The organism is Pseudomonas sp. GW821-FHT10C09 (assembly GCF_059415465.1).
Genome location: NZ_JBWKNG010000036.1, coordinates 1 through 26,332, shown reverse-complemented (window position 1 = coordinate 26,332; position 26,332 = coordinate 1). Strand labels below are relative to the sequence as shown.

At 55.9% G+C, this 26,332-nt stretch carries 32 protein-coding genes and 5 pseudogenes; 33 read left to right on the top strand and 4 right to left on the bottom strand.

The window, feature by feature from the left end:
* Window positions 1-23 precede the first annotated feature (23 nt).
* The 21 genes from AC07N8_RS27590 to AC07N8_RS27490 all read left to right on the top strand — a co-directional run bounded on the left by AC07N8_RS27590 (window position 24) and on the right by AC07N8_RS27490 (window position 14,555).
* Entirely contained in the window at window positions 24-311 is a 288-nt protein-coding gene (locus AC07N8_RS27590) for a DUF7210 family protein (protein ID WP_493146815.1), read from the top strand.
* A 2-nt stretch (window positions 312-313) separates the two neighbouring features.
* A complete protein-coding gene (locus tag AC07N8_RS27585; RefSeq protein ID WP_493146814.1) occupies window positions 314-664 on the top strand; it encodes a head-tail connector protein in 351 nt (116 codons plus the stop codon).
* Window positions 665-1,027: a phage head closure protein gene (locus AC07N8_RS27580; RefSeq protein WP_493146812.1), complete on the top strand. Its 363-nt coding sequence runs from the start codon at window positions 665-667 to the stop codon at window positions 1,025-1,027. It abuts the gene before it with no gap.
* Entirely contained in the window at window positions 1,020-1,541 is a 522-nt protein-coding gene (locus AC07N8_RS27575) for a hypothetical protein (RefSeq protein WP_493146811.1), read from the top strand. The genes AC07N8_RS27580 and AC07N8_RS27575 overlap by 8 nt, the downstream gene beginning before the upstream one ends.
* A gap of 52 nt (window positions 1,542-1,593) precedes the next feature.
* The gene (locus AC07N8_RS27570; RefSeq protein ID WP_493146809.1) at window positions 1,594-1,989 is read left to right on the top strand and encodes a hypothetical protein; all 396 of its coding nucleotides are present in this window, start codon (window positions 1,594-1,596) and stop codon (window positions 1,987-1,989) included.
* Between the two features lie 59 nt (window positions 1,990-2,048).
* Entirely contained in the window at window positions 2,049-2,639 is a 591-nt protein-coding gene (locus AC07N8_RS27565) for a phage tail terminator protein (protein WP_493146807.1), read from the top strand.
* Window positions 2,636-2,842, top strand: coding sequence for a DUF2635 domain-containing protein (locus AC07N8_RS27560; RefSeq protein ID WP_493146806.1), 207 nt, complete (start codon window positions 2,636-2,638; stop codon window positions 2,840-2,842). The genes AC07N8_RS27565 and AC07N8_RS27560 overlap by 4 nt, the downstream gene beginning before the upstream one ends.
* The gene (locus tag AC07N8_RS27555; protein ID WP_493146804.1) at window positions 2,842-4,338 is read left to right on the top strand and encodes a phage tail sheath subtilisin-like domain-containing protein; all 1,497 of its coding nucleotides are present in this window, start codon (window positions 2,842-2,844) and stop codon (window positions 4,336-4,338) included. The genes AC07N8_RS27560 and AC07N8_RS27555 overlap by 1 nt, the downstream gene beginning before the upstream one ends.
* Before the next feature lie 60 nt (window positions 4,339-4,398).
* Entirely contained in the window at window positions 4,399-4,746 is a 348-nt protein-coding gene (locus tag AC07N8_RS27550; RefSeq protein ID WP_493146802.1) for a phage tail tube protein, read from the top strand.
* The gene (locus tag AC07N8_RS27545; RefSeq protein ID WP_154912983.1) at window positions 4,743-5,039 is read left to right on the top strand and encodes a phage tail assembly protein; all 297 of its coding nucleotides are present in this window, start codon (window positions 4,743-4,745) and stop codon (window positions 5,037-5,039) included. The genes AC07N8_RS27550 and AC07N8_RS27545 overlap by 4 nt, the downstream gene beginning before the upstream one ends.
* 130 nt (window positions 5,040-5,169) lie before the next feature.
* Window positions 5,170-7,233, top strand: coding sequence for a phage tail tape measure protein (locus tag AC07N8_RS27540; protein ID WP_493146800.1), 2,064 nt, complete (start codon window positions 5,170-5,172; stop codon window positions 7,231-7,233).
* A complete protein-coding gene (locus AC07N8_RS27535; RefSeq protein ID WP_493146799.1) occupies window positions 7,230-8,516 on the top strand; it encodes a DNA circularization protein in 1,287 nt (428 codons plus the stop codon). Before AC07N8_RS27540 ends, AC07N8_RS27535 begins: the two co-directional genes overlap by 4 nt.
* 2 nt (window positions 8,517-8,518) lie before the next feature.
* Entirely contained in the window at window positions 8,519-9,634 is a 1,116-nt protein-coding gene (locus AC07N8_RS27530; RefSeq protein WP_493146797.1) for a phage baseplate assembly protein, read from the top strand.
* Window positions 9,631-10,137 carry a phage baseplate assembly protein V gene (locus AC07N8_RS27525; RefSeq protein WP_493146795.1) on the top strand — a complete coding sequence of 169 codons (507 nt, stop codon included), beginning with the start codon at window positions 9,631-9,633 and terminating at the stop codon, window positions 10,135-10,137. The genes AC07N8_RS27530 and AC07N8_RS27525 overlap by 4 nt, the downstream gene beginning before the upstream one ends.
* A 2-nt stretch (window positions 10,138-10,139) precedes the next feature.
* Window positions 10,140-10,538, top strand: a complete 399-nt coding sequence (locus AC07N8_RS27520; RefSeq protein ID WP_493146793.1) for a phage GP46 family protein — start codon at window positions 10,140-10,142, stop codon at window positions 10,536-10,538.
* Complete coding sequence (locus AC07N8_RS27515) at window positions 10,528-11,571, top strand: baseplate J/gp47 family protein (protein WP_493146791.1); 1,044 nt, start codon at window positions 10,528-10,530, stop codon at window positions 11,569-11,571. The genes AC07N8_RS27520 and AC07N8_RS27515 overlap by 11 nt, the downstream gene beginning before the upstream one ends.
* Window positions 11,562-12,161 (top strand): YmfQ family protein, encoded by a 600-nt coding sequence (locus tag AC07N8_RS27510; protein ID WP_493146789.1) that lies wholly within the window; start codon window positions 11,562-11,564, stop codon window positions 12,159-12,161. The genes AC07N8_RS27515 and AC07N8_RS27510 overlap by 10 nt, the downstream gene beginning before the upstream one ends.
* 11 nt (window positions 12,162-12,172) lie before the next feature.
* Window positions 12,173-13,090, top strand: coding sequence for a gp53-like domain-containing protein (locus AC07N8_RS27505; RefSeq protein ID WP_493146787.1), 918 nt, complete (start codon window positions 12,173-12,175; stop codon window positions 13,088-13,090).
* Window positions 13,091-13,093: 3 nt separating this feature from the next.
* Window positions 13,094-13,540 (top strand): tail fiber assembly protein, encoded by a 447-nt coding sequence (locus AC07N8_RS27500; protein ID WP_493146785.1) that lies wholly within the window; start codon window positions 13,094-13,096, stop codon window positions 13,538-13,540.
* A gap of 62 nt (window positions 13,541-13,602) precedes the next feature.
* Window positions 13,603-14,028, top strand: a complete 426-nt coding sequence (locus tag AC07N8_RS27495; RefSeq protein ID WP_493146783.1) for a cell wall hydrolase — start codon at window positions 13,603-13,605, stop codon at window positions 14,026-14,028.
* A complete protein-coding gene (locus tag AC07N8_RS27490) occupies window positions 14,028-14,555 on the top strand; it encodes a lysis system spanin subunit (RefSeq protein WP_493146781.1) in 528 nt (175 codons plus the stop codon). The genes AC07N8_RS27495 and AC07N8_RS27490 overlap by 1 nt, the downstream gene beginning before the upstream one ends.
* Before the next feature lie 77 nt (window positions 14,556-14,632).
* On the opposite strand, the gene AC07N8_RS27485 is transcribed toward AC07N8_RS27490, so the two are convergent.
* The 3 genes and pseudogenes from AC07N8_RS27485 to AC07N8_RS27475 form a co-directional block, all read right to left on the bottom strand.
* Window positions 14,633-16,012 carry a restriction endonuclease gene (locus AC07N8_RS27485; protein ID WP_493146779.1) on the bottom strand — a complete coding sequence of 460 codons (1,380 nt, stop codon included), beginning with the start codon at window positions 16,010-16,012 and terminating at the stop codon, window positions 14,633-14,635.
* Between the two features lie 77 nt (window positions 16,013-16,089).
* Window positions 16,090-16,245 (bottom strand): annotated as a pseudogene (locus AC07N8_RS27480) (DUF159 family protein); the annotation flags it as partial.
* A 28-nt stretch (window positions 16,246-16,273) separates the two neighbouring features.
* A complete protein-coding gene (locus AC07N8_RS27475; protein ID WP_493146777.1) occupies window positions 16,274-16,618 on the bottom strand; it encodes a hypothetical protein in 345 nt (114 codons plus the stop codon).
* Window positions 16,619-17,375: 757 nt separating this feature from the next.
* Here AC07N8_RS27475 and AC07N8_RS27470 point away from each other — a divergent pair.
* The 6 genes and pseudogenes from AC07N8_RS27470 (at window position 17,376) to AC07N8_RS27445 (ending at window position 22,280) form a co-directional block, all read left to right on the top strand.
* Window positions 17,376-18,110, top strand: coding sequence for a LexA family transcriptional regulator (locus AC07N8_RS27470; protein ID WP_493146865.1), 735 nt, complete (start codon window positions 17,376-17,378; stop codon window positions 18,108-18,110).
* A 111-nt stretch (window positions 18,111-18,221) separates the two neighbouring features.
* A pseudogene (locus AC07N8_RS27465) lies at window positions 18,222-19,342 on the top strand (transposase).
* Between the two features lie 559 nt (window positions 19,343-19,901).
* Window positions 19,902-20,527 (top strand): annotated as a pseudogene (locus tag AC07N8_RS27460) (IS4 family transposase); the annotation flags it as partial.
* An 81-nt stretch (window positions 20,528-20,608) separates the two neighbouring features.
* Window positions 20,609-20,794 carry a Com family DNA-binding transcriptional regulator gene (locus AC07N8_RS27455; protein ID WP_493147234.1) on the top strand — a complete coding sequence of 62 codons (186 nt, stop codon included), beginning with the start codon at window positions 20,609-20,611 and terminating at the stop codon, window positions 20,792-20,794.
* Window positions 20,795-20,802: 8 nt separating this feature from the next.
* The gene (locus tag AC07N8_RS27450; protein ID WP_493147232.1) at window positions 20,803-21,642 is read left to right on the top strand and encodes a lipid II-degrading bacteriocin; all 840 of its coding nucleotides are present in this window, start codon (window positions 20,803-20,805) and stop codon (window positions 21,640-21,642) included.
* Window positions 21,643-21,854: 212 nt separating this feature from the next.
* Window positions 21,855-22,280 (top strand): hypothetical protein, encoded by a 426-nt coding sequence (locus AC07N8_RS27445; RefSeq protein ID WP_493147230.1) that lies wholly within the window; start codon window positions 21,855-21,857, stop codon window positions 22,278-22,280.
* Between the two features lie 265 nt (window positions 22,281-22,545).
* Here AC07N8_RS27445 and AC07N8_RS27440 read toward each other — a convergent pair.
* Window positions 22,546-22,707: pseudogene (locus AC07N8_RS27440) on the bottom strand (transposase domain-containing protein); the annotation flags it as partial.
* Window positions 22,708-22,888: 181 nt separating this feature from the next.
* Here AC07N8_RS27440 and AC07N8_RS27435 point away from each other — a divergent pair.
* From AC07N8_RS27435 to recX, 6 genes and pseudogenes are all read left to right on the top strand, one after another.
* Complete coding sequence (locus tag AC07N8_RS27435) at window positions 22,889-23,236, top strand: phage holin family protein (protein ID WP_493147229.1); 348 nt, start codon at window positions 22,889-22,891, stop codon at window positions 23,234-23,236.
* Between the two features lie 105 nt (window positions 23,237-23,341).
* A complete protein-coding gene (locus AC07N8_RS27430; RefSeq protein WP_493147227.1) occupies window positions 23,342-23,905 on the top strand; it encodes a glycoside hydrolase family 19 protein in 564 nt (187 codons plus the stop codon).
* Window positions 23,878-24,036, top strand: a pseudogene (locus AC07N8_RS27425) (lysis protein); the annotation flags it as partial. The gene AC07N8_RS27430 and the pseudogene AC07N8_RS27425, both read left to right, overlap by 28 nt.
* Before the next feature lie 73 nt (window positions 24,037-24,109).
* Window positions 24,110-24,610: a CinA family protein gene (locus tag AC07N8_RS27420; protein ID WP_483840483.1), complete on the top strand. Its 501-nt coding sequence runs from the start codon at window positions 24,110-24,112 to the stop codon at window positions 24,608-24,610.
* An 83-nt stretch (window positions 24,611-24,693) separates the two neighbouring features.
* Window positions 24,694-25,746, top strand: a complete 1,053-nt coding sequence (gene recA, locus AC07N8_RS27415; RefSeq protein ID WP_007907270.1) for a recombinase RecA — start codon at window positions 24,694-24,696, stop codon at window positions 25,744-25,746.
* An 8-nt stretch (window positions 25,747-25,754) separates the two neighbouring features.
* Window positions 25,755-26,222 carry a recombination regulator RecX gene (gene recX, locus AC07N8_RS27410; protein WP_027925005.1) on the top strand — a complete coding sequence of 156 codons (468 nt, stop codon included), beginning with the start codon at window positions 25,755-25,757 and terminating at the stop codon, window positions 26,220-26,222.
* Window positions 26,223-26,332: the final 110 nt, after the last annotated feature.

Here is a 26,332-nt window from a genome sequence, read left to right as displayed (position 1 = left end):
CGGGCGGCCAACTGGAGAGCACCATGAAACTGATTACGCTGAAGCCGTTGTACCTCGGCGGAAAGACGGTGGTTGAGGGACGGTCATTCGAAACACACGATCAGCACGGCCGCGAGCTGATCGCCAAGGGCTATGCCGCGCTCGATGAATCGGACGCTGAGCCGGTTGTCACCCTGGAAGAGGAGCCCGTCGTTAACTCGATGGCGCTGACCAGTGGGCAGTTGAGTTTGACCCCGCCGGATGCAGCGGTGGGCGATGGCGATCCGGTCCCGGGCAAGACCGCCGCGGCGAAGAAAAAGAAGGCGACCTGATCATGGGGGCAATATCGGTTGATCTGGCGATGCAGCATTTGCGCGCAGAGACTGAAGACCGGGGCTATGTCGAGGTGTTGCTTGCTGCCGCCGAGGACAGTGCTGCGCAGTACATGCAGCGTTGTTTCTACGTCGATACAGCCGCCTTGGCAGCTGCGGTCATCGACGGTGTGGCAGGTGATGATCCAATAGTGATTGCTCCATCGATCACGGCGGCGTGCCTGCTCATCCTCGGCCACTTGTACGCCAATCGTGAGGACAGCGTGACTGGCGTTAACGTCGCATCGGTCATCGAATTGCCAATGGGCTCGAAGTCGTTGCTGCATCCTTACCGGGTGAAGATGGGGGTTTAAATGGCCTATCGAGAACCAGGTGCAGGCGAGCTGGATAAACATGTGACCCTGCGTCGACGTGATGATGAGCCCGCTGACGACATGGGGTTGGATTCGGTTTTCTCAGACCTCAATCCTCGGTGGGCGAAGATTGAACCGGTGGGCTCTGCCGTGTACACGGGCAGTGTTCAAACCGAATCGAAAATAACCCACCGAGTAATCCTGCGTTATCGCAAGGGGATCACGACCGCGTTTGAGGTTGTTCACGGCGATACGCTGTACCGCGTAAGGCGTGGTTTCAACATGAACGGAAAAACGCGATTCACTGTTCTCGAAGTTGAAGAGCTGGGTCTTACGCAGGTGGGCGGAGGTATCTATGTCTAACTCGGCGTCGCTTGATAGTTACCTGCACATTGAAGGTTTCGACAATTTTGAGCGTGACGCATTCGACAAACGCAAGATTCGCGCGGGGATGCGGAAGGTTGGACTGCTTGTAACTCAGAAAGCGCAAATGAATCTGGCTTTGGGTAAAGGGCAAGATGGATACCCGGTCAATCGCACAGGGGCAACGGTCCAGTCGATTAGCTTCAAGGTGTCTCGTGCGGGTTTTCTCGTTCGAATCGCGCCGTCCAAAACATCTGCGATGGAAGAGTTTTATCCCGCCTTCCTCCACTACGGCGTAAAAAAGGGAAGGAAACCGGCAAAGCTCGCGCCCGGGATGGGCAAGGGGCGGAAAAATCGAAGGGCAGCTGGCGCGCGGGCCAGGCTTGTCGCCGAGCGCGCGGCTGGCGAATGGCGGATCAAGCCACGTGATAACTACATGGCTGATGCCCTGCAGGATTCGTCTTCGCAGGTCGAATCAATTCTGAAATCCGCGTTCGCCGCTGCGTTGTCGTGACTTGCGAAACGCCTATGGGATAGGCTTGCTCTTCTATTTACAGGGAGTTGTCATGAAACTATTGAACCTGTTTGCTCCTATCGCCGTGGTGGCGATTGTCATGAACGTGAATGCAGCCGTGGCTGCTGACAAAGCACCAAGTGCTGCAATCGACCGTATCACGCTCATTTACATGAACCACAAGGTTTACCCGAAAGGCTCTGTCGAGTGTGAGTCGAAGGTGGTAGGCAGTCGATCTATGATCGGCTGTTGGAACTACACGCTCAATGGAAACAGCCCGCCGCAAGTCTGGCTTTACGAGGCAGACAAGTTCAAGCCGGTAAATGGAAGCGCTCGCCAATTGGCCGAGACTAAGTTTTCCAGTGAGTCAGATATCACAGTTATGAAGCTCCCGCTGCCATCCGACATTGATGTTGGTTCTGTAGTGGAAAGTTTTAAAAAGGGCTGAATAGCTTCTTCAAAAAAACCTCGCTGATGCGGGGTTTTTTTATACCTGGGATTTAATCAATGAAATTGAACCCTATCGTTGCTCACATTCGAGCGACATGTCCCACCTTTGCCGGTCGAGTCACTGGCGGCATCGACTGGGATGCTGTTGTCGAAAGCGCAAAGCTCACATTTCCCGCGGCGTATGTCATTGCGTCGGCAGATGTTGGCGGCCCGAACAAAGCCCAAACCGCCGTCATTCAAGACATCACTGATCAGTTCGCTGTGGTGATTGTTCTGGAGGCTGGCGATGAGCGTGGCCAGGAGGCCAACGATTTGTTGCACGACCTGCGCGCTGAACTCTGGCGATCCTTAATCGGTTGGTGCCCGGCCCCGGAATACGAGCCCGTCGAATATGGCAAAGGTGCGTTGCTTCACACCAGCAGGGCACGGGTGGTGTACCAGTTTCTATTCACCGCCGAGTTCCAGCTCGGACGCAGCAAGCCAAATGAACCGGCTGAGACGTGGCATGAGCTTGAGCTTGATGGGCTGGCGCCATTCACCGGCGCGACCTTCAACATGGACTGCATCGACCCGGCAGATCCGAACCTGCAACGACCTGGCCCGGATGGGCGCATTGAAGCGAAATTCTCAGGAGACGTAACACCATGACCAAACGCATCACTGTGGTGCCGGCCTCTGGCCGCTCTGTGCCCGATCCGGAGGCTGGCGACCTGTTGCCTGTTGAAGGCCGGGAAGTCCCAGATAACGCGTGGTGGCGCCGCCGCCAGTCGGATGGGGACGTAATCCTCAAGGCTGATAAAGCTCAATACACCAAGGGCGTCACTGCGCCGAAACCCGAGGAAGCGCAATAATGGCTATCGGATTCAGCAACATCCCCGCCGATGTGCGTGTGCCGCTGTTCTATGCGGAGATGGATAACTCGGCGGCCAACAGTGCATCGTCGGCCATGCGCCGGCTGATCGTTGCACAGGTCAACGGTAACGCCACTAGCGAAAGCATCGGCCAACTGGTGCTTGTGTCGAGCCTTGGTCTGGCCAAGGATATCGGCGGGCAAGGTTCGATGCTGGCGGCAATGTACGAAACCTGGCGCAAGACTGATCCGATTGGCGAGATCTGGTGCCTACCGTTACAAAGCGAAACTGGTACCGCAGCCACAGCGACCGTCACCGTCACGGGTACGGCGACCGAGCCGGGCTTGTTGAATCTTTACGTCGGCGGTGTTCGCGTGCAGTCGGTCGTCGTTGCGGCGGCCACGCCGGCTATCGCGGCATCGGCCTTGGCCGTGAAGATCAACGCCACTCCAGACCTGCCGATCACCGCTGTAGCCGCGGCGGGCGTGGTCACGCTCACTTGCAAGTGGAAAGGTGAGAGCGGCAACGATATCGGTCTGGTCCTGAACCGATTGGGCAAGTCCAGCGGCGAGGCCACCCCCGCGGGCCTGACCGTCGTTACGACCCAGCTGACGGGTGGCGTCGGTGCGCCGGACCAGATCGACGCGGTAGCAGCTCTGGGCGATGAGCCGTTCGAATTCATCTGCGTGCCCTGGTCGGACACCACCACGCTGAATGCGTGGAAAGATGCGATGGATGACAACACTGGCCGCTGGAGCTGGGCCAAGCAACTGTTCGGCCACGTCTACACAGCGAAGCGCGGCACCTTGGGTACGCTGGTGGCGGCAGGCCAGGCCCGCAACGATCAGCACATGACCATCCAGGCGGTGGAGCCGGGCGTGCCCCAGCCGGTCTGGGTGCAGGCAGCGGCACTGGCGGCGCGCACTTCGGTATTCATCTCGGCAGATGCCAGCCGGCCAACACAAAGCGGCTCGCTGCCCGGGCTGGATCCGGCGCCGGCCAGCGAGCGGTTCACGCTCACGGAGCGTCAGTCGCTTCTGACCTACGGCCTTGCAACGGCCTACTACGAAGGTGGCTACGTGCGCATCCAGCGCTCGATCACCACCTACCAAAAGAACGCGTATGGCCAGGCGGATAATTCGTACCTGGACAGCGAGACGATGCACCAGTCGGCGTTCATCATCCGGCGCATGCAGAGCGTAATCACCAGCAAGTACGGCCGCCACAAGCTGGCCAGCGACGGTACGCGCTTCGGTGCCGGCCAGCCGATCGTCACGCCGAGCACCATTCGCGGCGAGCTGATTGCGCAGTACGCCAAGCTCGAGCAGGAAGGCCATGTGGAAAACGCCGACCTGTTCGCGGAGCACCTGGTGGTAGAGCGCGACAGCAATGATCCGAGCCGGGTGAACGTGTTGTTCCCGCCGGATTACATCAACGGCCTGCGCATTTTTGCGCTGCTCAACCAGTTCCGCCTCCAGTACGACGCCGCCGCGTAACGCTGACCACGATCACCAAGCCCGCCCTGAGCGGGCTTTTTCTTTCTGGAGATACAACCCATGGGCAAAAAAGTAGCGGGCACGGCCTACATCAAGGTGGACGGCATGCAGCTGACCGTCACCGGTGGCGCCGAAGCGCCGCTGATGGATAAAAAACGAGAGACGGTTTATCCGGGTTTCTACAAGGAAGAAGAGCTGGCGCCTTATCTGAAGATGACCGCCATCCATGATCCGGCGCTTTCGATCAAGACGTTGACCGAAGGCACCGACATGACGGTCACCTGTGAATTCAACAACGGCAAGGTATACGTCCTTTCGGGTGCGTACCTGGTCGATGAGCCGACGTCGAAAGGTGATGACGGCACCATTGAACTGCAATTCGACGGCATCAAAGGGGTATGGCAATGACGGGCGCAGTAAAACTTCAGGTGGCCATTGAGGCCCATGGCGAGCCTCTGACTGAGCTGACACTGCGTCGACCGACTGTGCAGGAAGTGCGCGCCATCAAGGCGCTGCCGTATCGGATCGACAAAAACGAAGAGGTCGGGCTCGACATGGATGTGGCAGCGAAATACATCGCGGTCTGTGCGGGCATCCCGCCGTCATCGGTCAACCAACTGGATCTGGCTGACCTCAACGCGCTGAGCTGGGCGGTCGCCGGTTTTTTCATGAGTGCGGCGTCGGCTCCATCAACGACCTGATTTCAGTCGCCTACGACCTGGCCTGGTTCTGGAAGGTTGACCCCGAACAGATGATGGCCAGGCCACTGGATGCGCTCACGGAATGTCTTGAGCACGCCCAACGTATTAACGAACTTCAGCAGGTGTAGTGATGGCGGACAAGTTCCAGCTCAAGGCGTTGATCACCGGCGTCGACAAGCTGTCGCCGACACTGACCGGGATCCGCAAAAACGTTGCGGGCTTCCGCAAACAGATGAACAGCAGCGGTCTTGGCAACATCGGATTCAAGGATATGTTGCAGGGCGGCGCCTTTGCGGCGCCGTTCATCGCTGGTGCCCGTGCAGCCATGGAATTTGAAACGTCCATGGCCGATGTGAAGAAGGTCGTCACCTTCGACACGCCCGAACAGTTCAAGCAGATGGGGCAGGACGTGCTTGATATGTCGGAGAAAATGCCGATGGCGGCGAGCGGCATCGCGGCCATCGTTGCCGCCGGTGGCCAAGCCGGTTTCGCCCGTGGTGAGCTGAAGCAATTCGCCGAGGACGCGGTGAAAATGGGCATCGCTTTCGATCAGACAGCGGACCAGTCCGGCGACATGATGGCGAAGTGGCGGACCTCATTCAAAATGACGCAGCCGGAAGTCGTTACCTTGGCTGACAAGATCAACTACCTGAGCAACATCGGCCCTTCGTCGGCTGCGCAGATCTCCGACATCGTGACCCGTATCGGTTCATTGGGTGGCATCGCCGGCCTGTCGGCAGGGCAAGTTGCCGCGATGGGCGCAACGCTCGCCGGCGTGGGCGTGCCAAGTGAAGTGGCTGCGACGGGCATGAAGAACTTCATGCTGTCGCTGACAAAAGGCAGTGCGGCCACCAAACAGCAATCGGATGCTTTCAAGTCGCTGCGGCTGGACGTGAAGCAAGTTTCGAAGAGCATGCAAAAGGATGCCCAGGGCACCATCGAAGACGTGCTGGAGCGCATAGCTAAGGTTGATCCGGCGAAGCAGGCCGGGTTACTGACGCAGCTGTTCGGCACTGAGTCGGTGTCCGCGATCGCGCCACTTTTGACCAACCTCGATCTGTTGAAGTCCAGCTTCGGCGCCGTAGGCACGGAGGGAAAATTTGCGGGTTCGATGGAGGCGGAATACACGGCGCGGTCTGCGACCACTGCCAACTCCATGCAGCTTCTGACCAATAAGGTCACCCGCTTGGGTGTTGCTGTAGGTTCTGGCCTCCTGCCGCCGTTCAATGACTTCATGGACCAGATCGGCCCAGCTATTTCCCAAATGTCTTCGCTTGCCGCTGAGCACCCTGGTGTTATCCGTGGGGTATTGGGTGCCGGCGTTGCCTTCGGTGTGCTGCGTTTAGCGGTGATGGGGGCCGTGGTAGCAACTAAGATCCTGAGCGCTGTTACGACGATGTCTCCGGTCGGATTGATCGTTCGTGGAATTGCGATCGCAGCGGGCTTGTTGATTGCCAACTGGGCGACGGTTGCGCCGTACTTCGAAGCGATCTGGGAAAAGATCAAAGGTCCGGCCATGGTCCTGTGGGGCTGGTTTAAGCAGGCGTTTGCATTCTCCCCGATCGGGTTGGTGATCGAAAACTGGGGGCCGCTGACCGAGCTGTTCTCGTCGTTGTGGAATGTATTGGTCGCCGTTTCCACGCCGGTGATGGACTTCCTCGGGCGAATGTTCGAATGGACCCCGCTGGGAATGATCGTCAAGAACTGGGAGCCGATTGCAGCCTGGTTTGGAAAGCTTTGGGAAAAGTTGAAACCGATCATTGAGCCGATGATGAAGTACTTCGGCGGCGGTGAGGGTGGTGAAGGCATCATCAAAACCGCGACCAATAAAGCCAACGAGTTTGCCGAAGAGCAACGCGTACGCAACGCAGGACCGGGCGGCGGTGATGGCGCGTTCGTTGAAGCCGGCGCAGTCGAGGGTGCTCAGCGTTACCAGCGGATGATGAACAACGCGGCAGGCATCCCGAGTACTGACAAGTTGTTGAGTCGGCCGAATCTGGCCAATCAGTCCAGCGGGTTGCTTCAGCAGGCATCGGCCAATCAGGCACCGAAACTCAATGGTGAGCTCAACATCAATCTCAACGGCGCACCGCCGGGCACCACTGTTGACCAAGCCAAAACCAACCAGCCAGGCCTGAACATCAAGCCCAGTGTCGGTACTCGATCTATAGGTATTATGAGGCCCAACCAATGACGGCAACGTGGCGTGATCAGTTGTTGCCGGCTTCGTTCCGAGGGATTAGCTTCTTGATCCCTCAGACCTCGGTGCCGGTCGGCATGAAGGGACAGCTGCACGAATTTCCGCAGCGGGATACACCATTCTTCGAGCAACTGGGCAAGCAGTCCCAGGTGCACAAGATGACGGGGTGGGTCATCGGCGCTGATTGCTTTGACCGTCGAGACAAGTTGATTGAAGCGTTGAACACGCCGGGTGGTGGGGAACTGGTCCACCCGTGGCTTGGAAAAATGCAGGTCAAGGCCGGCGAGTGTGAGATGTCTCACGACCTCATGGGCGGCGGCATGATCAGCTTTGATCTGACGTTCTATCCGGACATGCCGTTGAAGACACCAGCGGCTAAGGTCAACACGCAAGCACAGGTGGTAGATTCGTCTGAAAGCCTGTTGACGTCGTCGCTCAATCGTTATCAGACCGCCATGGGCACCGTGAACCAGGCGCGATTGGGGCTGATGCAAATGCGCAACAGCCTGACGAACGTCTTTTCTGTAATTCAGCAGCAGTTCGCGCCGTTCGTGAGTGTCTTCACGGATGTCACAGGTTTTGCGCAGTCGCTGATGAACTCCCCTGGTTCGCTGTCCTCACTCTTTTCCAGCTACTTCAGCAGCTTTTCAGGCTTCAATTTTTTTGGCTCAAGTTCGAGCGGTCGGTCAAGCTCGGGCGGTAATGCTGGCGGCGGTTATCGAGCGGCAGTTGCCGAAGCCACCCAGCAAACGGAAGCGGTCGGCAGCATCAACACAGTCAGCACGGTTGGTGGTACCGATGCGATCACTGCTTCGCAGGCGGCGGCAAACCTGGTGCAGGATTCAACACTGGTGCAGATCGGCCTGATCGTTAGCGAATTGCCTGTGGCCACGCAGCCAGAATCAATAGAGTCGATGCCGTCGGTTGATCAGCAGGCGGTGCAGCCGATTGTGCGGCCGGACGTGCCGGTTGCGGATGACGTGATCGAGTTGCGTGACACTCTCAATGAAGCCATACACGAAGCTTCGCTGAAGGCCGACCCGGCGCATTACCTGGTGCTGAACACTTTCCGCCAAACCGTGGTGAAACACCTGACGGCCGTCGCGCAGTCGGGCGTGAAGCTGGTCGAGGTCACACCACCGGAAAGCCTTTCAGCGTTGGTGCTGGCCTATCGACGTTTTGGCGATGCCACACGGGCGCCCGAAGTCGTGCAGCGCAACCGCATTCAGCACCCGGGCTTCGTGCCCTCAGTGCCCATCAAAATCGCCCAGAGGTAACCATGCCTGACGATCAAAACGCGGTCAGCCTCACGGTTGGCGGCATGGATTACTTCGGCTGGAAATCGGTGGAAATCACTGCCGGGCTTGAAGATCAGGCCCGCTCCTTCAACGTGTCGTTGACCTGGAAGTGGCCGGGACAAATTCAGAACATCCCAATCCGCCAAGGGGACAAGTGCCAAGTGCGGATCGGTGATGACCTGGTGCTGACCGCTTGGGTGTTCGCAACGCCGGTCAGCCATGACGATAAGCAAATCACCAAATCTATCAGTGGCCGATCATTGACCGCGGACCTGGTCGACTGCGCGGCAGTTAACAAACCGGGTCAATGGAACAACCAGTCGGTGCTGTCCATCGTCAAGGCGCTGGCGGGGCCGTACGGCATCACGGTCACCAGTGAGATTCCCGAGGGTGGCAAACTTTCCGACCACACCATCGAGCCGGGAGAGACGGCGTTCGCCTCCATCGACAGGCTGCTGACGTTGTTTCGGGTGTTCTCCACTGACGACGCGCGCGGTGCGGCAGTGCTGGCCAGCCCCGGCAGTGGTGGGCGCACCTTTGATGCAGTGGAGGTCGGTAAGAACGTCAAGACCGGCGAGGCGCCGCTCGATTTCTCCGGCGTATTTTCCGAGTACCAGGTGCTGGGACAAAAGAGCGGAACCGACGTTGAGTTCGGCCCCGACGCCGCGGAAGTATCCGCCGTCCTGACCGATGACCGCACGACCCGCAAGCGCGTCCTGATCATTCAGGAGTCCGGACAGGTGACCAACGAGCTTGCGAGTGCCCGGGCCAATTGGGAGCGAAGCAGCCGTATGGGAAAGGCGATGACCGTCACCTATGTGGTGCAAGGCTGGCGTCAATCCAATGGTCAGCTCTGGCGGCACAACATGATCACCCGCGTGATCGACCCTGTCATTGGCATGGATCGCGACATGTTGATCTCGCGCATCACCTACACGTTGAGCGAGCAGGGGACTCTCACCAAGCTGGAACTGGGGCCGCCTGAGAGTTTTGAGCCTGAGCCCAAGGATCCGCACGGCAAACGAAAAGTGAAGAAGGGCGGCAAGGGCGACAACTTCGAATACCTCATTCCCGCTGACTACGAGCCCAAAAAATGAACCTCAAAACTATGCTGGCTCGCGGCACGGTTGTGCTGGTCGATGCAGCCAAGAAGCTTCAGAGCCTACAAGTTCGCCTCACCGCCGGCGAGCTCAAAGATGGCGCCGAACATTTCGAACCTTACGGATTCACCAGCAACCCGCTGGCCGGGGCCGAAGTACTCACTGCGTTCATCGGCGGTGACCGATCCCATGCGGTGGTTTTGGTGGCGACTGATCGCCGGTACCGCATACAGGAGCTTGAGCCGGGTGAGGTGGCAATCTTCACCGACGAAGGTGATCGGATTCATTTCAAGCGTGGCCGGATCATCGACATAGAGACAGGCACGCTCAACATCAAGGCGACGACGGCTGTGAACATTGACACCCCCGTAATCAACCAGACCGGGCAAATCGTCTCGCAAGGTGATCAGGTTGCGGCTGGTGTCAGCCAGATTCATCACCCTCACGGTGGCGTTCAAGCCGGTAGTGGCCAGAGCGGCGCACCAGTCGCGGGAGGTTGATCATGGTCATCAGTTCTGATCTAGAGGCTTCGCTGATTCGTGCCGTGACCATCAGTCTGTACACCTGGCGCCGCGCCGAAACAGATGATCGTGTTGATGACGACGAGCGTTTCGGCTGGTGGGGAGACAGTTACCCAGCCATTGCCGATGACCGTATCGGTTCGCGCTTGTGGCTGTTACGGCGGGTGAAGCTAACACCACAAACACAAAGTGATGCAGAGGCCTACGCGCGCGAAGCCCTTCAATGGTTGTTGGATGATGGCCACGTGACCGACGTCGTCCTTGCCAGCGAAAAGGTCGATATCAACCGGTTGAATCTGATTCCCACGCTGACTGTTTCCAGCGGTGCTCGGCTTGAAATCAAACAACCCTCTTCTTGGCAGGTGATCTATGCCGTTTGAAACGCCTTCGTTACCTGTCTTGATTGGGCGCACCCAGGGCGATCTGGCAAGCGACTCGCTGCGCCGCTCCGATGCGCAGGTGTTAGCCAGAACCTTGGGTGGCACGGCTTATGGCTTGTACGGCTATCTCGACTGGATCGCTGAACAAATATTGCCGGATCGGGCTGATGAAGAAACGTTGGAGCGAGTCGCGCTGCTGCGACTGAACCAGCCCCGCAAGCCTGCTCAACCCGCTGAGGGACCGGTGAACTTTACTGCGGCAGCAGGTGCCGTGCTCGACGTTGATGTGGTGTTGCAGGCGGGGGACGGGCGTACCTACAAAGTGACAACAAGTGTCACCACCGTGGCCGGGCTGAACACCACCACGGTCGAGGCTGTTGACGCAGGTGTCTTGGGCAACGCTGATGCGGGACTGACCTTAACCCTAGTGCAGCCGGTTGCTGGCGTGACAAACCAGTTCACAGTTCTGGCGCCTGGTGTGGTGGGAGGCATCGCCAAGGAAAGCGTTGAGTCACTCCGCGCAAGGGTGGTGCGATCTTATCGGGTAATACCACATGGCGGCTCGGCGGACGACTATGAAACTTGGGCTCTAGAGGTGCCGGGCATCACCCGCGCTTGGTGTCGGCGCAATTATCTAGGGCCTGGCACGGTGGGCTTGTTCGTAATGCGCGATGGGGATGTCGAGCCAATCCCGAATCCAACACAGCTGGCCGAGGTGAAGGCTTACATCGAAGCTCCTTTCAGGCGCCCCGTGACGGCAGAGCTTTACGTCTTGCCACCAGTCAAGGTGCCGGTGCTGTACAGCATCCATGCAGTACCGGACACCTCCGTGGTGAGGGCAGCAATTCAGGCGCAGCTGATCGATCTGCATGAACGTGAAGCCGGGTTAGGCGAAACGCTTCTGCTGACCCACATTGCTGAAGCCATCAGTGGATCGTCCGGCGAGACCGATCATCATCTGAGCGTGCCGGCGGCTGATGTCGTCGCAGCCGCCAATCAACTGCTGACGTTCGGAGGTATCACATGGCTGTAGCCAGAACCGCTGACCAATACCGACTTCAGCTTCGTGGCTTATTGCCTGCGGGTCCTGCATGGGATCCGGACCTGGTACCGGAAATTGATCTGGTGCTGACCGGAGTCGCCCTTGAGTTTTCCCGCGTGGATGCCCGGGCGGTGGACCTGTTGAACGAGATGGATCCTGCGAGCGTGAGTGAGCTTGTTCCTGACTGGGAAGCGGTAATGGGGCTGCCTGATGAGTGCCTCGGCCCTAACCCCGCTTTTGAGGATCGCCGCCTAGCTGTTCGGCGGCGGCTCGTTGAGGTCGGGGGGCAGAGCCCGGCGTACTTCATCGAGATCGCCGTGAGCCAGGGCTACCCCGACGCGACCATCACTGAACACCGAGCGCCCCGTATGGGGCGTTCTCGTTTTGGCTCGGCGCATTTCGGCACGTGGCGTGCGCAATTCATATGGACGCTCAACACCGGTGGGCGCCAGAAGCAGGGCCGCCGCTTCGGCGTGAGCTATTGGGGAGAGCGCTTCGGGGCCAACCCGGGCAATCCGTTGGAATGCTCGATCCGTCGACCAGCGCCGGCGCATACCGTTGTGCATATCAATTATGACTGAGGGGTAAGAACGTGGATTTTCCTATTAGTGTGCCGAGCATTGGCCTGGTAGATGGCAAGTTTATTGATGAGAACCCAACAGCCGGCACGCCGGGATCGTTGATTCCATCGGCATGGGGTAATGCGGTCACTGAAGAAATACTGGCTGTCATTAGGGCAGCGGGACTGGCACCTGATGAAAACAACCATGCGCAACTTCTATTGGCCGTCAGAAAGATAATTCAGTCTGGGCAGCTTCTATATGCGCTAGACACGGGGGCTGCAAACCTATACGTAGCGGCGTTTTCGCCGGCGGTTACTGCCTTGGCTGACGGGCTGTTACTGATGATCAAAGCGAAAACAGCAAACACCGGGGCCAGTACATTTGACGTTAATGGGCTTGGCGCGAAACCGATTGTAGGGCTCTCGCATGTCGCGCTTCAGGCTGGGGACATTGCGGCGAACGGTGATGTCTGGTTGCAGTACAACACTTCAATTGGTGGCGGGTCTTGGGTGCTGCTTCAAAGCTCCAGTGGCGGCACCATGGCCACTACTTCTGCGCGCGGATTGGCCAAGCTTGCAACGTCGGCGCAAATGGCTACAGGGACGGATACTTCATTAGTGCCTTCCGTAGCCGCGGTCATGAGTTTGTTTTCCAAGAGATCTTTTGGGGCAAGTGATTACATCCGAATTCCCGACGTTCCCGGCGGCCTCATTATCAACTGGGGCACGGCGACGGTTAACGCATCCGGTGATATCAACGTCAACTATCCACTTGCCTACTCGACCTTGCAGGCAATCACCATTGCGGTGTCAGGGCAAAACACTGATGCGGCGTACCTTTCGACCGGGGCAATCCTCGGTGGCTTCACAATGCCGTTTTACAAAACCACCACCGGGGCTAAATCCTCGGGCGGCTTCAGTGCGCAATGGATTTCTATAGGACGATAAGTTATGCCCACAGAACAGATTTTTTTCTCACCTGCCTCGCTCGGGTTCTATAAGGGTGAGGACGCCGAATATTACGAAGCACAGGGTAGTTGGCCGGCGGATCTTGTTGAGTTGACCGAGGCCGAACTGATTGGTTTTTGGAAGCAGTCGGCGCCATTCAACAAGATCTTGGGTGTCAAGGATGGGCGCCTTGCATGGATCGATGCGCCACCACCCCCGCCATTGAGTGACGAGGAAGCATCGGATCAGGCACTTGGCAAGCGAGATGACTTGCTGCGCACGGCGGCCATTCGTATTGACCCGTTGCAGGATGCGGTCGACGTGGACGACGCCACTCCCGAGGACGTGGCATTACTCACGAAATGGAAGAAGTACCGGGTTGCGTTGAACCGCATCGAGAACCAGGCCAGTTTTCCACAAGCCATAGAATGGCCAGTAGTGCCCGAGTAAGTCCTGAATGAAGTAGGCCACACCCGCCAATGAGCGGGTATTTTTTTGCCTGGAGAAACGTGATGTCTATTACCGAAAGAGACCGTGACATCCTCGCCCGCACGCTGTGGGGGGAAGCCCGCGGCGAGGAACTTGTCGGGCAGATCGCTGTGGCTTGGACCATCCGCAACCGTGTGGACGATGGCAAGGACAAGTCATGGTGGGGGGAGGGCTACGCCGGCGTGTGCCAGAAGCCGTATCAGTTCAGCTGCTGGAACAAGAACGACCCGAACTTCCCCTACCTGAGTGGAGCAAAGGCTATCCCGTTCCGCGAGCTCGCCCAGGCGCGGATTGCTGCTGACCAGGTGATTGATGGAAAAGTGCCCGATCCTACCGGTGGCGCGACGCACTACTACGCGACAACGATGCCGAAGGCTCCGACTTGGACCAAGAGCGCCAAGCAGACACTGCATCGCGGTCATCACCTTTTCTTCAAGGATGTGCCGTGATGACGCCGGTGCAAAAGCTCATTGGTTTGCTAGCGTTGATCACGGTGCTCATGGTGGGTAGCGCCGTGGCCACCTGGCAGGTCCAGAACTGGCGCTTCGGCAAACAGCTTGCCGAGCAGTCCGCGCTTTACAACAACGATCTCGCCGCCATCAGCAACGCTGCTGTCGCCCAGGTGCGCACAGAACAGGACAAGCGTTTCGCCCTTGAGCAGCGGCTTGCCGATAGCGACCAAACCCACCATGAGGCTTTGACCAGTGCACAAAATAAACAAGCTCGCCTACGCGATCGCCTTGCCACTTCTGATCTACGGTTGTCAGTCATCCTCGCTGAAGCTCCAGCCGGTAGTGACTCAATGCCTACCGCCGCCGGCGCCGGCTGCATGGATCATGGAGCCTTACGAGCCCAACTTAACCCAACGCATGCTCAACGAATTGTCGCCATCACCGGTGACGGTGATCGAGGACTGATCGCCCTGGCGGCATGCCAGTCATATATACGAAAAGTCACTACTCAGGAGAGTCCGTAGCTAGCCCGTCCAAACATGTTTATTATTAGCGGCAGCCTTTTAGTGGATTAATTTACAAGGTTGACGTGGAGGCGCGACTAATTGGATGTCCACTTTATAACGCAGCTTTTGGTATCTTGTGCTTGATTTTGGAAAATGCCCCAGGCAAGTCCTCCATTCTGATGTCTGTCGCAAATTGTCATAATTCCATTTATAAAATTGATCTTAAATTGTTCGTGCAACTTGTTCGAGCGATCTAATTTCCAGATTGTTGATCTATTGCTGCAAATATAGAATTCATTTTCGGATGTCCTGAATATGCCGCTCGTGTTAGATAGTGGGGTTGAACTGTGGTCGTACAAGAGTTCTCGCTTGTTCTCACCTAGTAATAAAACGCCGCCATGACCGAGTAGCAATAAGTCACCATTAGATGAATAGCATGTCGCATAAAACTGATGGGGTTCTTCCTTTGTGTAGTTGGATGATTGGTCGCCGAGCTCATTGCTGAATGTTGTAATGAGCGTTTTGTTGTTGTTTGCTGGCATGGCCGAGTTTCGCGTCATTGAGAAAACTCTTAGGGATCCGTCAGGGTGCGTCATCAGATTTGAGTGGCAAATCAAACCTCCTCCAATACAAATGAGTTTTCCATTATGCAACTTTGCTATGCCTGCATTTCTGCGGATGTAAATTCCACCATCAATGTCAATTATGACGTTGCCGACGCAGTCTGGAAAGTTGAGTAGGGGTGTGGATGTTCCTTTCTTGATGTTGGCTAAGTAGATGCCTTCATTTACGGTCAGTATTAATTCGTCTGGGGATTTAGTGGCTATTCCGCATTGTCCAAAAGGCAGGTTTGTTATTATAGATTGCAGATCAATATCCTCTGAGGAACTGCTAATCGCATCTGCTATCACTCCGTTGTCTGTAAAGTTCGGCTCCATATTGGTTAAATAAGGTTGTCGGTATAGGTCAATCAAGGGGGACCAGCCTATTCCCTCATGGGCAGCTTTTTTCACCAGTTGATCAATCATTTCTATAGGCGATACAAATCCACTAAGCATGGCTTCTAAGTGGTCCTTGCCCAAGAATATGACGTTTAATGCATCACCGTCGGTGGCGTCCTTTAGCGCGTCCGGGGTGTAGCCGGCGATTGAAATGAAAAGGCCGGTAGTACCAACAACACGTTGGCGCACTCTCTTTTGAAGTTTAGCGATAGGGCCTGTGTCAGTTTTTGTTTCTTCCCACTTTGCTTCTATGACAAAATGCTTGGAGTTTATTATAACAGCAACGTCAATTTCTCCTTTGCTGTCGGGGGTTCTAATATTGGCATCTACGTCAAGGCCCCAGTAGGAGAACATCTTTGCGATCAGTCCGTTGAGCTCTTGTCCTCGTGACTGAGGTGTGAAACCTTCAAGTCTCTTCATTCGCCCATATTCAGCGATAAGATCTAAAACTTTTTCTGCGTTTTGTAATTGCATGTTGTCGAGTCCTTTCACTTAGCACGTTGAGATTGTTTTAAATTTGATGTCTTATTCTTTCCGGTCATCATTGCTTAGTCCGTTTCCAGATGGAATAGGGCGAGCTGGGTTGAGGGCGCGGCGTTATAGTGTTCGAATGGCTGATCACCGGCGGTGTTGGCCAGGGCGTTGGGCATGCTCAGGGCTGCAACGAAGTCGTGGATACCCCGGTACTGAGATAGTCGTCCGCACATAGCTAAACCCTCACGCCGAATACTGAGCTTAGATGATCGTTTTTGAGTTAGGCGTGAGGCCGTCCAGAATTCCACGGAGCCGGTCTACCTCGCGCTTGTGACCTCTTGAGACCATGTCGAGGTCGTACAACTGCTTGCGCACGATCGCGAGCTGCCCAGACCGCTCCCGAAGATTTCTCATCGCCTCATCCCGCTGCGCGGAGGCATCGTCATACATCTTCACCAGGCCAAAAATAGTTTCTCTAGACGTACGCAATTGCAGGTTCAGTTCCTGGACTTCGTTTTCCAGAAGGCGCAAGTAGTGGCGACAGGTTTCAAGCTCGGTTGGGCAGCCAAGCCAGTCGCTGGTGTCTTCGATTTCGTAGGGATCCACAGTGATGCCTTGAATATGCTGTTTGCATATACAGTATTCTAGCTTGTCTGTTTCTGGCTACAGTGACGCGACGACCTGTAATCGCATTCGGTCCGGAGTGGTGGCGATGGGGAAGCATTCTGCGTACCGAGAATCAAAGCTTAGGAATCGAGCCCAAGTACTTGCCGATGAGCAGGGCATTTCCTTCGCGGATGCGTTGATCCTTGTTAAGGAGAGAAGGGCTGTAACCATGAAGGCGCTCAAGCGATCAGGGAAAAGCGACGAAGTTTTGCCTGATGAGGATTCAGCGACCCCGTTCACCAAGCTGAAAGAGAATTGTCATGGTAATAGCAGACCGTTACAGGGAGGTTCGCCAGGTCAAGGCAAGCGATCTTGATGGGGCAAAAATGGGGCAAACCATATGCCAACCCATGCCTTTTAATGCCAATGTACCGATATTCCTGATCTGTCAAACTAGCCCTACACCCCTCGTAAATCGCGGGTGTAGGGCTTTTTTGCGTTAATACTCCAGCACAATTGGCGTGTGGGAAGACAGATCGGAGATGGCTTTATTCATCGGAAATTCAGGAAAACTCGTTGAAAGGTGTAGGGCAAAAGGAGGGGCATTGGCCCGGCTTTTCCGCGATGGGCGCAAGATTACCATGGGCAGTCTGCCCGACGCAGGCATGAAAGCCCCACGGCACCTTCCCGGCGGATATGCACGAACTATGCAAAACAGCATTTGTCTTCGACGAAAAGAACAAGCACTATGCGCGTTATGCAAAAACGCAACGTTTCTACCGTCCTAAGAGCACTGCTCGATCAGCACGGGATCTCCCCTACGGAGCTTCACCGTCGCACCGGCGTGCCTCAATCCACACTCTCGCGGATCCTCAGCGGGAAGATCGTCGATCCTTCGGATAAACACATCTCGAAAATCGCCGAGTACTTCGCCGTGAGCACCGATCAATTGCGTGGCCGCGCTGATGTCGCGCCGGCCGGCCATGCCGCACGCGATGCAGTGCATTCCGAACTCAAGGACATAAGTCTGTGGGACGACGATACCCCCGTCGATGACGACGAGGTGTCGGTCCCCTTTCTTCGTGAGGTTGAATTGGCTGCTGGATCAGGAAGATTCGTCATCGAAGAGAGCGAGCGCTCTAGCCTGCGCTTCGGCAAGCGGAGCTTGCGCCATAACGGCGTGCAGTTCGACCAGGCCAAATGCGTGACGGTGCGCGGCAACAGCATGTTGCCGGTGCTGCGCGATGGCGCCACCGTTGGCGTGAACGCCGGCAAGTGCGGGATTGGTGACATCGTTGATGGCGACCTTTATGCAATCAACCATAACGGTCAGTTGCGGGTGAAACAGCTGTATCGCCTGCCGACCGGGATCCGCCTGCGCAGCTTCAATCGCGATGAGCATCCGGACGAGGACTACACCTTCCAGGAAATCCAGGAAGAGCAGATTGTCATCCTTGGTCACGTCTTCTGGTGGGGCATGTACGCCCGTTAACCTCGTCACTGCCAGATAAAACCCGCCATCGCAGGCTGTGTGAAAACCTAGCAATCTGCACAGCGCTCGAAGAAAATGCTCCGTATCGAAAGATACGGAGCATTTTTCGTTATGGCCTACATCCAGGAACAGTCCCGCAGCCAGACCAGCCTGTTTCCGGTATCGCTGGAAGAGTTGATCCCCGAGGATCACCTCGTTCGCGTTATCGACCTTTACGTCGCCAAGCTGGATCTGGTGCGACTAGGCTTTGATAAAGCACTTCCCAAAAGCACCGGCCGGCCTTCTTACGATCCAGCCGATCAGCTAAAACTTTACCTCTACGGTTATTTCCAGCGGATCCGTTCATCACGGCGCCTCGAAGCCGAGTGCCAGCGCAATATCGAAGTGATGTGGCTGATCAATCGACTCAAGCCCGATTTCAAGACCATTGCCGATTTCCGTAAAGACAACAAACCCGCTTTCATCGCGACGTGCCGGGCCTTCGTCCAGTTTTGTCGCACAGCGGGGTTGATAACCGGCGAGTTGGTGGCCATTGATGGCAGCAAGTTCCAGGCTGTTGCTTCCTCGCGGCGCCATACGAGCTTGCAACGGCTCAAACACCAGGAGCAGAAGCTGGATAAACGCATTGCCCAGTACTTGGCCGAGCTGGATGAGGCAGATAAAACCGAAGCCGGCGAGAAGATTGACCGCAGTGCAATCAAGACGACTTTGGCACAACTTGAGGTCAGGCATTCCAATAACCTGACGTGCCAGGCGCTGATGAAATCGATGGAGCTTGAGCAATTCAATACCCACGAAAGCGATGCGCGAATGCTGCGAACGCACAAAGGGCCTCGGGTCGGGTACAACGTGCAGACAGCCGTGGACGCTGAGCACTGCATGATCATGCACCATGAAGTGACTCAGGACAGCGATGATCGCAAGCAACTTGAACCAATGGCCAAGGCCGCCAAGGAACAACTTTCGCAAGATGAACTGACGGTCACCGCGGATGCGGGCTACTCCAATGGGAACAGCGAATGCAGGCGCATCCCGAAATGATGGTCAGCCGAAGATCCATCGTCGAGCATCCCTTCGGCAACCTTAAACAGTGGTTATTTGGCAACGCTCGCTTCTTGCTGCGACAGCTTGAGGGCACGAGGGCTGAAATGGCCCTGGCGGTGAACGCCTATAACCTGAAAAGAGCGATTAACGTGCTGGGCGCACGTCAGTTGATGGCGTTGATGGGCTGAAAAGCCTTTTTTCGTCTGCTGTGAGCACAAAAGCAAACGCCCCGAACAAGTCGGGGCGTTTGCTGGAACCACCATCAGTGTGTTTTCACACAGCCTGATCGAGCGGGTTTTTTTTCGGCTGCTAAAAACCGCCAGAGCCTTTGTTCGCGGGTTTTTATGCGTTAGCGCATCTGTAACAAGTAAATAAATGCGGTAATGCATTGACTGTATATGCATCAATGCATATTCTTTGTCTCAAGCCGCTCAACAAAGCAGCTCGAAACGAAGTTCTTGGTTTCACCACAAAGGCAGCGATGAACCGGCCTCAACGGTTCAGAGGGTTGGCAACTGACCCGGGTGTGCAGCGTAAAGCACCAGAAGCAGTTATCCGGCGGGCAGGGACCGCGGTCGGAAAAACAATCGGAATGGACTCGTACCGCGCCAGTAGCGCCGAAAGGTCAACACAGGACCGCATTATTGAAAAGCCCGGCCATCGCCGTAATGCTGTTCACTTAAGCATTTGAGTCAAAGCCGGGCTTATCCGAAAATCCGATGCCAGACCTCTGGCATCGGATTTTTTATGTCTGTTCAACAGGACCTGGTCGACCTCGGCGACCTTTTCAACTTCTGCGACCTGAGCACCTTTACCCAAAATATTCGCATTGAATGGGTAGCGTCTGCGCTGGATCTTTCCAGTCAGGCCACCATTCGCCGACGTCGCCTGCCCGTTGATCAAGTGCTTTGGCTGGTACTCGGCATGGCGCTGTTTCGTGACGAGCCGGTTCACGAGGTGGCCAGACGTTTGAACATTTGCGCCCAAGGCCTGGCCTCCGACCACCTGTTGCCCGTAGCGGTGTAACCGAAGCTCGCAAGCGGCTTGGCGCTGATCCCGTTGAGTGGTTGTTCCGCAAGACAGGCACCCAATGGGGCGCGAAGCGCTATGGCGATGACGCCTGGAATGACCTGCAGGTGTTCGCGGTGGACGGTGCCCTCTTGCGCACCCCGGATACGCCCGAGCTTCGGCATCACTTTGGGTCGGGAAATACCGCCACCGACCGCCAGACACCGTTTCCCATGATGCGGCTGGTGGCGCTGATGAATGTGCGTTCGCACTTGATCCTGGATGCTCAATTGAACCCTTACCGACGCAGTGAAATGCGCTTGCGCGAACACCCAAAAGAAACGCCAGATAGCAGATTGTGCCTGCAAGCCAGCCAAGGCCCTCACTGCTCGCGCGAGCGGTGCGGTGCGGTGCGGTGCCTAGCAGAAAATCAAACGGACTTGCAGATGTTAAAAGAATGCAGATGTGGGAAATGCAAAAGACTTCTCGCCCGTGTGGGTGAGTTTACCGAGCTCCAGATCAAATGCTCCCGATGCGGGACGTTGAATCATGAGAAGGCCACGAGCCTCGAGCCATCGCCTTTGAGCGACATGAAAGCGGAATTATCCGCACCAAATCATTCGACTCAATAGGTATATGTATGGAACTTCCACCAATTATTATTACGGCTCCTGATCCATTTTATCCTGGTCTCAATCAAGGTGGCGGCGGTACTTTGCAAAACCCTGCTATTGCATTTAATCAAATGCAACTAATTAGGAATAATTATTACGTCCAGGGGATGTGGCGGCAGGTCATCGTTAAACTCTGCTCGGAAGCAGAGTTTTACATGAATAAGAGTGGCGGGCAGTTTGCAGAATGGATGGTCGGAGAGGCACTGGGCCGTGATTTGAAGGTTTTGCCTTTTGCGGACAATTATATGTGCGTTAATGGTGTATCCCCTGAGGCTGCATTGTGGTATGCGTACCAGAATCCTCTACTTGTCACTAAGGTAGATGCTGTACAGCAATCAAATCTACTCTCCGCTACAGATTTAGGTCCTGTTTCTGCTTTGGGTCACTTCATTAATGGCAACGGCAGTGGTGTTCAGATGGATATTACCAAGCTCGGATTGACGCCCTCCGTTACCAATATTCCACTTCTGGAGCAGTATTTCGCCTCTATGCCAGTCGGCACGTCTAGTGTGCTTATTGATAAAGTACCCTATGATACTTTTGCGGACTCGTTTAATACTGGCGTGGTTCTTGGGCATATTACTTTGAAAATTGAAGGTACTGCCTCCAAGTCAGAGAGCGGAGCGATCAAATTCAATGGGGAGGCGCGCGCCTATAATGACAAGTACGATGCTAACCAAGGCTCGTTCAGAAACGCTCTTCCAGAGTCCGCCACGACTATCTTGCGCAAAATTCAAGAGGTGACAAACGCTAAGGAGTTTGAAATTGAAATCAAAGGCTCTCTACCGATCAATATTCAGCGGTAGCTGAGTGTTAGTGGTAGATCAGTCAGCCACATGACATCCCTCTAGACATCGTCATGCCAGCAGTAATCTGGCATGACTGATGTTGTGTGTGTTTTTTGTGTGTTTTTTGTGTGTTTTTTTTAAAGTTTTGGTTGGGTTGTTTGACGGGCTCGTTGTAATGCCTCTAATATTGATCATCTCTTTTGGCTTGATTTGATATGGGTGGGTTCTATATGCAGTCTTGGAAACAGTTCTTCATTCTTTTTGGAATCTCGTTATCAGCTTTTTTGTTGTTTGGGTACTCGATTGCCGGAATGCCTGAAAATTCTAATGATTTGACCGACACAAGTGGAGTCCCCGCAGCCTATATGTTTGCGATATTTATTGCGGCTTTTGGAGTTTTCTCTTGGGGTGTTTCATTAGTCGGATTATTCGTTCGTGGGTTTGTGAGCGATGCGCGAGCTAAGCTTAAAACTTTTATTTTCTGTATTACGAATCTTCCTTTGTTTCTAACATCTGCATTTGGGGTTTTCTCGGTTGCAGCATTCTCATACGACTCAATCGTTGGCATATTGGGTGGGGTTTTGTTTTTTTCGATTATGGCCTACCTCTGCTTGATGTTGCTGCCAGTTTCGAAAGTTAAGCGGAACCTGATGTAGCAGGTGTGCCTCTGGATGTCGATTCGATGCAGCAGCGAATGTTGTTACGGCAGGTTGGTACAACGCCACGAAAACGCATATTTATCCAGAATTTTGGAATTCGACGGGACCTCATCGATGCAACAAAGTCCGATGTGAGGAAGTTTTGGTAGACCGCGTGTAAAGACACGCGCCCCTATTCAGGCCTCAGCATTCGCTGGGGCTTTTTCGTTTTCGGCTCGTGAACCGGCTCGTCACGAAACAGCGCCATGCCGAGTACCAGTCAAAGCACTTGATCAGCGGGCAGGCGACGCCGGCGAATGGTGGCCTGACTGGAAAGATCCAGCGCAGACGCTACCCATTCAATGGGAATATTTTGGGTAAAGGTGCTCAGGTCGCAGAAGTTGAAAAGGTCGCCGATGTCGAGCAGGTCTTGTTGAACAGACATAAAAAATCCGATGCCAGAGGTCTGGCATCGGATTTTCGGATAAGCCCGGCTTTGACTCAAATGCTTAAGTGAACAGCATTACGGCCATCGCCGGGCTTTTTGGAATGCCTACCGACCATCAAGCACCTCAAGAAAAAACCGTTTTAAAGAACCACTCATCAATCACTCCCGGAGGCGTGACATGACAAACGAGCAACTAGCGTTGCTGGACATGCCGATCTGGCTCGTCATCGTCCTTGCCCTGGTGGGCGGGGTGTCCGGCGAAATGTGGCGCGCCGACAAGGACGGCGCTCGCGGCTGGTCACTGCTGCGACGCCTGGCCTTGCGTTCCGGGGCCTGCATGGTCTGCGGGGTCTCGGCCATCATGCTGCTGTACGCCGCCGGCATGTCGATCTGGGCGGCGGGGGCGTTTGGCTGCCTGACAGCGATGGCCGGGGCCGACGTTTCCATCGGGCTTTATGAGCGTTGGGCGGCAAAGCGCATTGATGTATGCGATGTGCCCCCGCGTGACACCCATCAGGATCGCTGAAACTCAAGCCCAATGGATGGCGAACAGTGGTGCCGACCGGCATCCGACCTGCAAGGACGCGGGTCTCCGACGGCCAGTGCCGTTCATTCAAACCGAGGACCTCTTATGCCGCTGACTGATGGGCAACTGCTAAAAATCATGCCCGGCGCCCGCGAGCAAGCGAGCGTTTTCATTTCTGCGCTCAATACCGCCATGGCTCGTTTCAACATCAATACCCCGAAACGTATCGCCGTCTTTCTCGCTCAAGTCGGTCATGAGTCCGGGCAGTTGCAATACATGCGTGAACTCGGCAGTGAACAATATCTGGGCAAATACGATACTGGTGCCTTGGCCGCTCGCTTGGGTAACACTCCTGTGCAGGATGGTGATGGTCAAAAGTACCGCGGCCGAGGCCTGATCCAGATAACGGGACGCGACAACTACCGCCAATGCAGTCTTGGACTGTTCGGCGATGATCGCTTGCTGTTTATTCCGCAACTGTTGGAAAAACCCCAATGGGCCGCCGAGTCAGCCGCCTGGTTCTGGGCGCAGAACGGCCTTAACGAACTCGCCGATCACGACCAGTTCAACAGCATCACCCGGCGCATCAATGGCGGGCTGAATGGCTTGCAGGATCGCCTGCAACTCTGGGCACGGGCGAGGGCTGTGCTGTGCCAGTCTTCGGTCTGATCTCTTGGCGGCTTTGGGCGGGACTTGCCCCGGCGCATGCTCAACGAATTGCCGCCATCACCGACGCAGTGGACCCCCGGCAGGCTTGTCAGGCCTATATCAGAGCCCTTGCGCCCTCACATTTTGATTGATCCTGCGCCTTGCAAGCGCGATACGCTCGTGTACGGTAGTTCTCATTCGCTTCCGCTCGCTCAGGAGATGACCGTGAAAGAAATCACCCAACTGGCCGCTGAACTGGGCCGACGCTTGCAGGTGCTCAACGCCCATGTCACGGCCGCCGAGTCCTGCACGGGCGGGGGGATCAGCGAGGCGATCACGCGTATTCCGGGGAGTTCGGCGTGGTTCGAGGCTGGCTATGTCACCTACTCCAACCGACAGAAAACCCAGCAACTGAACGTGCCGGTCGAGTTGTTTTCGACGGTGGGGGCGGTCAGTCGCGAGGTGGTCGAGGCAATGGTCCGCGGCGCCCAGGAACAGAGCCGGGCGCATTTTGCCGTGGCGGTCAGCGGCGTGGCGGGGCCGGATGGCGGCTCTGCGAGCAAGCCGGTGGGCACGGTCTGGCTGGCCTGGGGCGTCGGTGAGCAGGTGTTCAGCGAGGTGCAGCACTTCCCTGGCAACCGCGATGAAGTCCGCCGACAAACGGTGAAGGCCGCGCTAGAGGGGCTGCTGCGACATGCCGCCACAGAAATCTCAAATCAGGGGTAGGCGATCCTGAATCGCTGTGGAATAATACTGGCTACTTATACAGGTGTTGGCCGTCAGGCCTTATTGATTACGTGAGGACTTTAATGGACGACAACAAGAAGAAAGCCTTGGCTGCGGCCCTGGGTCAGATCGAACGTCAATTCGGCAAGGGTGCCGTAATGCGTATGGGCGATCAGGACCGTCAGGCGATCCCGGCTATTTCCACTGGCTCTCTGGGTCTGGACATCGCGCTCGGCATTGGCGGCCTGCCAAAAGGCCGTATCGTTGAAATCTACGGTCCTGAATCTTCCGGTAAAACCACACTGACACTGTCCGTGATCGCCCAGGCTCAAAAAGCCGGTGCGACCTGCGCATTCGTCGATGCCGAACACGCCCTTGATCCTGAGTATGCCGGCAAACTGGGCGTCAACGTCGACGACCTGCTGGTTTCGCAGCCGGACACCGGTGAGCAAGCCCTGGAAATCACCGACATGCTGGTGCGTTCCAACGCCGTTGACGTGATCATCGTCGACTCCGTGGCCGCTCTGGTGCCAAAGGCAGAAATCGAAGGCGAAATGGGCGACATGCACGTCGGCCTGCAAGCCCGTCTGATGTCCCAGGCACTGCGTAAAATCACCGGTAACATCAAGAACGCCAACTGCCTGGTGATCTTCATCAACCAGATCCGTATGAAAATCGGCGTGATGTTCGGCAGCCCGGAAACCACCACCGGTGGTAACGCGCTGAAGTTCTACGCTTCGGTTCGTCTGGACATCCGTCGTACTGGCGCGGTGAAAGAAGGTGATGAAGTCGTCGGCAGTGAAACCCGCGTCAAAGTCGTGAAGAACAAAGTGGCTTCGCCGTTCCGTCAGGCCGAGTTCCAGATTCTTTACGGCAAAGGCATCTATCTCAATGGCGAGATGATCGACCTGGGCGTGCTGCACGGTTTCGTCGAGAAGTCCGGTGCCTGGTATGCCTATGAAGGCACCAAGATCGGTCAGGGCAAGGCCAACTCGGCCAAGTTTCTGGCAGACAATCCGGAAATCGCCGCCAAGCTTGAGAAGCAGCTGCGTGACAAGTTGCTGACCCCGGCTCCGGACGTCAAAGCATCGCCAGTCAAAGAGACTGCTGATGACCTGGCTGATGCTGATATCTGATTGATCCGATGACCGCCGTACTCGATACACTCGTCGCTGTGCGGCGAACCGCAATGGACCTGCTCGCACGACGCGAGCACGGTCGAGTCGAGCTGACGCGTAAACTGCGTCAGCGCGGCGCCCTCCCAGAGATGATCGACACAGCACTCGACCGTTTGACGGAAGAGGGCTTGCTGTCCGAATCCCGTTACCTCGAAAGCTTTGTTTCCTACCGCGCTCGTTCCGGTTACGGCCCTTTGCGTATTCGCGAGGAGCTGGGTCAGCGCGGCCTGCAACGTGCCGATATCGAACTCGCGTTACGTGAGAGCGGCATCAACTGGCAGGAGCAGTTGGAGGATACCTGGCGGCGTAAATTTTCCGGGCATCTGCCGATAGACGCTCGGGAGCGTGCCAAGCAAGGGCGCTTCCTGAGTTATCGGGGATACTCCATGGAGATGATCAGCCGCTTGTTCAGTGGCCGGGGAATGGATGATTGATAAAAAATGGCCCGCTATTTCGATAGCGGGCCATTTTTTTGGTTCTTCACGGATTACCGGGAAAGACGCTCTTGATCTTCATGAAAAAGAATTCGCTATCCCGGTAACCG